Annotated in this window: 5 protein-coding genes; 3 read left to right on the top strand and 2 right to left on the bottom strand. The window is 48.0% G+C overall.

Annotated elements, in window-relative coordinates; genetic code table 11:
• Window positions 1-86: 86 nt before the first annotated feature.
• Together ACWA6V_RS13545 and ACWA6V_RS13540 are read right to left on the bottom strand one after the other, a co-directional pair.
• Entirely contained in the window at window positions 87-1,643 is a 1,557-nt protein-coding gene (locus ACWA6V_RS13545; protein WP_449522987.1) for a sugar porter family MFS transporter, read from the bottom strand.
• Window positions 1,644-1,892: 249 nt separating this feature from the next.
• Window positions 1,893-2,624, bottom strand: a complete 732-nt coding sequence (locus ACWA6V_RS13540) for an NUDIX hydrolase (RefSeq protein WP_310067238.1) — start codon at window positions 2,622-2,624, stop codon at window positions 1,893-1,895.
• Between the two features lie 400 nt (window positions 2,625-3,024).
• Here ACWA6V_RS13540 and ACWA6V_RS13535 point away from each other — a divergent pair, with 400 nt between their 5' ends.
• From ACWA6V_RS13535 to ACWA6V_RS13525, 3 genes are all read left to right on the top strand, one after another.
• Entirely contained in the window at window positions 3,025-4,509 is a 1,485-nt protein-coding gene (locus ACWA6V_RS13535) for a xylulokinase (RefSeq protein WP_449522986.1), read from the top strand.
• A gap of 71 nt (window positions 4,510-4,580) precedes the next feature.
• On the top strand, window positions 4,581-5,912 hold the full coding sequence (gene xylA / locus ACWA6V_RS13530; protein ID WP_310067235.1) for a xylose isomerase: 1,332 nt from the start codon (window positions 4,581-4,583) through the stop codon (window positions 5,910-5,912).
• Window positions 5,913-6,137: 225 nt separating this feature from the next.
• Window positions 6,138-7,766, top strand: a 1,629-nt coding sequence (locus tag ACWA6V_RS13525) for a glycoside hydrolase family 3 protein (RefSeq protein WP_449522985.1), incomplete at its 3' end; no start/stop codon positions are given.

Here is a 7,766-nt window from a genome sequence, read left to right as displayed (position 1 = left end):
AACGGCGCTCCGCCAAATAAAAAGGCGAATCACAGTGGATTCGCCTTTTTGTTTTAACCATTGAAGCTATTGGCTTTGCAGGGTACTCACCCCTCCATTTGCTCCAATTCCTTGCCCTTGGTTTCTTTGACCCACCAGATAACAAAGAATACCGAGAGCAGTGAGCAGAGCGCGTAAATGCTGTATGCGCCAGCTAACCCGAGTGCTGATGCGAGTAACAGAGGGAAGGTCCAAGTGATTAGGAAGTTGGCCATCCACTGTGCCAATCCGGCAATGGCCAAGCTTGATCCACGAATTTGGTTAGGGAACATTTCGCCCAACATAATCCAGACTACCGGACCCCAAGACATATTGAAGAACACCACATAAACATTGGCGGCGATCAACGCAACCAAGCCATTGGTATCGGACAATTGCAGCTTTCCAGCTTCATCTAATGGTGCACCGGCAAACGCATAGGCAACCAATCCTAGTGTAATGGTCATACCAATCGAGCCGAACCAGAGCAAAGGTTTGCGACCGATTTTATCTACGACAAAGAAGGTGATGAAACAGGCTCCGATACTCACTGCACCCGATACAACATTGATAAATAGTGCATCGCTTTCAGAGAAGCCTGCTGCTTGCCAAAGCACCGCACCGTAATAGAACACCACGTTGATGCCAACAAATTGTTGCAAGATTGCCAATCCAATGCCCACCCATACAATTGGGCGAGCTTTGCTTGAGGCTTTGTCGATTAAGTCAGACATGCGCGGTTTGTGGTCGTGCGCGAGGGTGCCGTAAATTTCCTTCACTTTAATTTTTGCGGTGGCCGCGCCGTAGAGTTTGGTCAAGACCGCTTCGGCCTTATCATTTTTCCCATTGGCAACTAAAAAGCGGGGGCTTTCCGGAATAAAAAATAAGGCGATAAAAAAGATACCGGCGGGGATCAATTCCATCCAAAACATCCAGCGCCAGGTTTCATAACCCAGCCAGAAAACGGCAGTAGAAGCACCTGCAGTTTTGGCGAGGAAATAGTTACTTAGAAAGGCGACAGTTAAGCCTGTGATAATGGCGATTTGCTGTACTGAGCTCAGTTTGCCGCGATAGTGAGCCGGTGCTACTTCACTAATGTATGCAGGGCAAATAATACTTGCGGCACCTACGGCTAATCCTCCGATTACTCGGTAGATAATAAATTCGGTCGATGAGGTGGCTATGCCTGAGCCCCAAGCAGAAATAATAAATAGCACTGCAGATATCATTAATACTGTCCAGCGACCATATTTGTCCGCCCAGGTGCCGGCAAAGAAGGCACCAATAGCACAGCCTATAAGCATGGAGGCAATGCGGAACGAGTTATCTTCACGGGCTTCCCACATAAAGTAAATAAACATCGCTGCTGCAATATAAAGGACTTCTTTACGTACAAAATGGAGTCCGATAACTGCCAATACTGCAGATCCTAGCGCTAAAAATATAGATAGCGTTGATTGTCGTGATTCTCCGGTCGTTAAGCTGAATGCTTGATTTAGCCCATCATACGTACCGTTAATTACACCGCTATCAAAGCCAAACAAAAAACCGCCGATGGTAGCAATGACGCTGATAAGTATGACGAAGGCGTTGTTCGCCTGATTTATATTAGGGGTCTCGTTCATGGTGATACCTATTATTGAAATTATCTTTATATGCCAGCCTTGCGGCCAGCTTTGTTATTGCCGCTGGTTCGACGGCGCGACCATATCACAGTTGCCGGGTTACGGGCAGTTGCCAATAGGTGCTGAAGGTCTTGAAACAAGCAAAACGCCGGTCTCGTGAACCGGCGTTTCAGGGTGGAAAGAATACTAAAGCAATATGGTTCTATTGACTATATGGCATCGCGTAAACTGCTTGGTAAATCTACTTCCTTAGATCTCAAAGGCAAATCCCGATTCGCTCAAATGCTTGTAGGCTTCCGCATCAAAACGATACAGGCTGGCGGCGCGGTGTGGCACCCCCTGCTGTTTTTCATTGCAAGGGCTGAGCAGGTTCATCTTCATGATTTTGCGGCGGAAGTTGGGTTTATCCAGGGTGGTATTGAGGATTGCTTCGTACAGCGCTTGCAGCTGCAACAGGGTGAATTTCTCAGGCAGCAAATTAAAACCGATCGGTTGATGACAGACCTGATGACGCAATACTTTCAAGCCGTGCTCGATAATTTCGGCGTGGTCATACACCAGCTCGGGAAGTTTATTTACACTTTGCCAGCTCACATCGGCCGCGCTTTGGCCTGCTACCAGTGAAAACTTGTCTGCGCTTACCAGCGCGTAGTAGGCGATGGTCACCACGCGTTCGCTTGGAAAGCGATCCACGCGACCAAAAGTTTTGAGCTGCTCCAGATAGAGGTCGCGCACACCGGTCAATTCCTCCAGCAGGCGGTAGGCGGCATCGCGCAGGTTTTCGTCGTAGCGAATCCAGCCCCCCGGTAGGGCCCATTTGCCCTGGTGCAGTGGGTCGGTTTGTTTGACCAACAGGATTTTCAGGTCGTCGTCATCCAACCCGAAAACAAGGTTGTCGATAGAAAGTGCTTTGATGACATTCTCCGCTAGGCTTAATGCATTGGGAGAGTGTTGGCTGCCGGGAATGTGGGTGTTGGGCACGTGCAATGTCCTCAGAGCTTGCGCTGGAGTGATTGTTTCTGTTGGTTGATAGAGCACTAACCGATAGGCTCATTTAATCGGCATTGTATAAGCCCAAGAAACAATGGTCGAGAGGGGTATACGAGCGCCTTTCTAAGTGCATAGCCTGCCAGTTACCTGTGCACTATAGCGGTTGGGCGATGATTTGCCTGACATCTGCCGCTAGCTTCTGGTGCCAGTGTGACTTTCGCCCTAAATATTTACACTCCTTTATCTTGTTGTCAGATGGACAATAAGCTATGCTATTAGCATGTTCCGCAGCGGTGCATACTTTTTAAACATAAAAAATATGCTCAACTTTGCGTGCGCTATACCGGCGTTTGTAACCGGATGCATTTACTCTTTGGATTAGCGAGCTTCTATGTTGTTTCTTGGTATTGATGTCGGTAGTTCTTCGGTCAAGTTATCGGTGTTGGATGGACACACCGGTAAGGGGCTGGGAGCGCTTTCTTATCCTGATTCTGAATTGTCTATTGATAGCCCTGAGGTGGGGTTTGCCGAGCAGCACCCCGATACTTGGTGGGATTGCGTGCGTCAGGGGTTTGCGCGTTTGGTTGCGCGCGGCAGTTTTGATCCCAAACAAATTGATGCGATTGGCATCTCCTACCAAATGCACGGTTTGGTGGTGGTTGATAAAGACCAAAAGGTATTACGTCCTTCGATCATTTGGTGCGACAGCCGTGCCGTGCCATTGGGTAATGTCGCGTTAGCAGAATTGGGTACCGATTATTGTTTTGGCCACCTGCTAAATTCGCCCGGTAATTTTACTGCCGCGAAATTGCGCTGGGTGCAACAGAACCAACCGGACATTTTTGCGCGCATTCATAAGATCATGCTGCCCGGTGATTTTATTGCGATGAAATTGTCCGGTGTAATCAACACTACTGCGTCCGGATTGTCAGAAGGTACGCTGTGGGATTTCAAAGAGAATCGTGTTGCTACTGAATTGTTGGCGCACTGGGGAATCGATAGCGATTTGATCCCGGATGTGGTGCCAAGCTTTGGTGTGCAATCCCATGTAAGTGCTGGCATTGCAGCTGAATTAGGTTTGCGCGACGGCGTAAAAATTTGTTATCGCGCTGGCGATCAACCCAACAATGCATTTAGCTTGAATGTGTTGGAACCGGGTGAGGTGGCTGCTACAGCAGGTACGTCAGGTGTAATTTACGGTGTGACCGACCAGCCCGCGGCAGATGTGGAATCGCGCGTAAATACTTTTTTACACGTTACCAGCACCGAAGAGAAAAAACGCAATGGCGTTTTGGTTTGTGTAAATGGCTGTGGTCGTTTGTATTCCTGGTTGCGTCAAACGCTCGGTGAAGCTGGTGCAACACCTTCATATCCGCAATTGAATGCACTCGCGCAAGCCGTGCCAGTGGGCAGTGAAGGTTTATTGTTTCATCCCTTCGGCAATGGTGCGGAACGTATTTTCCAAAATAAAAATTTGGGCGCGCAGTTGCGCAATCTGGATTTTAATCGCCATGGCTTAGGTCATATGGTGCGCGCCGCACAAGAAGGCATAGTGTTTTCGCTCAATCAGGGTTTTGATGTATTGAAATCCTTGGGTGGCAGTTGCGAAGTGGTGCGTGCCGGTAAAGGCAATATGTTTTTGAGCGATGTGTTTGCACAAACGTTTGCCAACACTACCCAAGCGGCAGTAGAAATGTTTGAAACCGACGGCGCCGAAGGTGCAGCGCGCGCAGCGGCGTTGGGCAGTGGTTATTACGCGTCGGCAACAGAAGCTTTTACCGGTTTGACCCGCTTGAGTGTGATCGAACCTCAGGCGGCGTTGTTTGCGCAGTATCAGGATGCTTATCAAACCTGGGTTGCACTTTTGCCCCGTTGAGGCAAAACAATTCGCGTTGCGATAAACAGTTTTTTGAATAATGTTTTAGTGAAAACCCCAAGGTGAAAATTATGAGTATTGTTATTGGTAGCAAAGAATACTTTCCCGGCGTAGGCAAAATTGGCTACGAAGGTCCTGATTCAGATAATCCGTTAGCATTTAAATACTATGATGAAAATCGTGTTGTTGCTGGCAAAACCATGAAAGAGCATTTCAAGTTTGCCACCTGCTATTGGCACTCTTTCTGCGGCGCTGGTCACGATCCTTTCGGTCCAGGCACTAAAGTATTCCCTTGGTCATCTACTGCTGACGCAGTTGCACGCGCCCACGAAAAAATGGATGCGGCATTTGAATTTATTACCAAGCTCGGTACTCCTTACTACTGCTTCCACGATATTGATTTGATTGATGAAGGTGCAACTCGCGCTGAAACATCCAAGCGTTTGCAAACCATCGTTGAGTACGCGAAACAAAAGCAAGCCGCCTCTGGTGTGAAATTGTTGTGGGGTACTGCAAATCTGTTCTCTAACCCACGTTACATGAACGGCGCTTCTACCAACCCGGATTTCAATGTAGTGGCTTACGCCGGTGCACAATTGAAAGATGCGATTGATGCAACCATCGCTTTGAACGGCGAGAACTATGTGTTCTGGGGTGGTCGTGAAGGTTACATGAGCTTGCTCAATACCGACATGAAACGTGAACAAGAGCATATGGCACGCTTTCTGACCATGGCTCGCGATTACGCACGTGCACAAGGTTTTAAAGGTTATTTCTTCATTGAGCCAAAACCAATGGAGCCTTCAAAGCACCAATACGATTTCGATGCTGAAACTGTAATTGGCTTCTTGCGTCATCACGGTTTGGATAAAGATTTTAAATTGAATCTGGAAACTAACCACGCGACTCTTGCTGGTCACACCATGTGTCACGATATGCAAGCAGCGGCAAACGCAGGCATGTTAGGTTCACTGGATGCTAACCGTGGTGACTACCAAAACGCATGGGATACTGACCAGTTCCCTTACAACATCAACGAAACTGTTGAGATGATGTTGGTACTGTTGCGCAGTGGTGGTTTGCAGGGTGGCGGTGTGAACTTCGATGCAAAAGCGCGCCGTAACTCACCTGACTTTATCGATCTGTTCTACGGCCATATCGGCGGTATGGATACTTTTGCTCGTTCATTGTTGATCGCTGACAGTCTGCTGCAAAAATCACCGCTGGAAGGTATGCGCAAAGAGCGTTACTCATCATTTGATTCAGGTAACGGCGCTGCTTACGAGCAAGGCAAATTGACTCTGCAACAATTGGCTGATTTGGGTAACAAGGGTGGCGAAATTACGCTGCAAAGTGGTCGCCAAGAACTCTACGAAAATGTGATCAACCGTTATATCCGTTAATTCTCATATTTGAATTAACCAATTTTTTCTAGCAAAGCCTTAGCCGCCAATCATCAAATCGTTTATGACGAGATGCCTGGCGGCTTTTTTGTTTCTGCTCCAACTTCCGCAATAAAAAAATGTAAAACCACTGCCGCACTTTTTCCGATCGGCTAGAGTGATCTGTACGGAAAATAATCTTCTAAGTTTCATAATAAAAACCAATCTACTAAGGGGCAAAACACAATGCAATTTCCACTATTTAATCGGCTAAGCATCTGGCTCGTCGCCGCGAGCCTGGCATCCGTTAGTACGGCGAACATGGCTGCTGAGCCGCTGTATAAAAACTCCGAAAAGCCAATTGAGAAACGTGTAGGCGATTTGGTAAAGCGGATGACCTTGGAGGAAAAAGTTGCACAGTTGCAAACCGTTTGGGTTGCACGGCAAAAGCTTGAAACAGACAAAGGCGAGTTTACGGCCGAACACGCAAAAGAGGTGTTAGGTTTGGGTATCGGTCAGGTCGCGCGCCCTGCTGAAAACAAAGCAGTTATTACGCCCAATAAAACCCCCGCGCAAACACTCGCCTTTACCAACGCAGTACAAAAATATCTGATAGAGAATACCCGCTTGGGTATTCCGGCGATTTTTCATGAAGAGGCGTTACACGGCCATGCCGGGCGCAATGCCACCAGTTTTCCGCAGGCGATTGGGTTGGCTAGCAGCTGGGACCCACAATTAATCGAACAGGTTTATACCATTGCAGCACAGGAAATGCGTGCGATAGGTGCGCACCAGGCGTTAGCGCCGGTGCTCGATGTTGCGCGCGATCCACGCTGGGGGCGCATAGAAGAAACGCTCGGTGAAGATCCTTATCTGGTTTCTGAATTGGGTGTGGCAGCAGTCAATGGTTTTCAGGGGCGAGGTGATGGGATTGGTAAAGATAGAGTAATCGCTACGCTAAAACATCTTGCCGGTCATGGTGAACCAACCGGTGGGCTCAATACCGCACCGGCACCTATTGGTGAGCGCAGCTTGCGTGAAAACTTTTTGCCGCCATTTGAGGCCGCTGTAAAAATTGCGGGAGCGCGCAGTGTGATGGCTTCTTACAATGAAATTGATGGTATTCCCTCGCACTCTAATGTGGATTTGCTACAAAATATTTTGCGCGGTGAGTGGGGATTTGATGGTGTTGTAGTCAGCGATTATTTTGCTATTGCAGAATTGATCAATCGTCATCATCTCGCAGCGGATAAATCCGAAGCGGCTCTGCTGGCGCTGGCAGCCGGTGTCGATGTAGAAACACCGGATGGTGATGCCTATAAAACTATCATCCAGCTAGTCAACGATAAAAAAATCAGTTTGAAGAAAATTGATCAGGCGGTAGCGCGTGTGTTGCATGAAAAATTTGCATTGGGATTATTTGATAATCCCTATACCAATGTCACTGATGTGGATGCATTTGTTGGCAATGATCAGCATGTCGCTGTTGCACTGCGTGCGGCAGAAAAATCCATGGTGCTACTCAAGAACGATAAAAACATTTTGCCGCTGAATAAGGCTGCGATTAAATCGGTTGCCCTGATCGGCCCGCATGCAGATGAAACATTGATTGGCGGCTATAGCGATGTGCCGAAAAAAACCGTCAGTATCTTGCAGGGCTTGCAAGAATATCTGGGTGATGCAGTTGCAATCAATTTTGAAAAAGGCACTTTGTTGACGATTGAAAAATGGGCATCCGATGTGGATTCAGCTGCGGCCAATACCCGCTCCAAACAGCGCTGGCATACCGATGAAGTGGTGCTGGCAACCAAAGGCGATACTAAAGGCATGATTGCAAAAGCTGTTGGCGCCGCTCAAAAAAGTGATGTAGCGATC

This window comes from Cellvibrio sp. (genome assembly GCF_053579595.1).
The sequence above is the reverse complement of the archived record's forward strand: the minus strand, read 5'-3'. Positions and strand labels throughout refer to the sequence as shown.

Excerpts from the sequence above, each read along its gene's own strand:
- ACWA6V_RS13545 (WP_449522987.1), bottom strand. The coding sequence starts at position 1,643 with ATGAACGAGACCCCTAATATAAATCAGGCGAACAACGCCTTCGTCATA.
- ACWA6V_RS13535 (WP_449522986.1), top strand. The coding sequence starts at position 3,025 with ATGTTGTTTCTTGGTATTGATGTCGGTAGTTCTTCGGTCAAGTTATCG.
- xylA (WP_310067235.1), top strand. The coding sequence starts at position 4,581 with ATGAGTATTGTTATTGGTAGCAAAGAATACTTTCCCGGCGTAGGCAAA.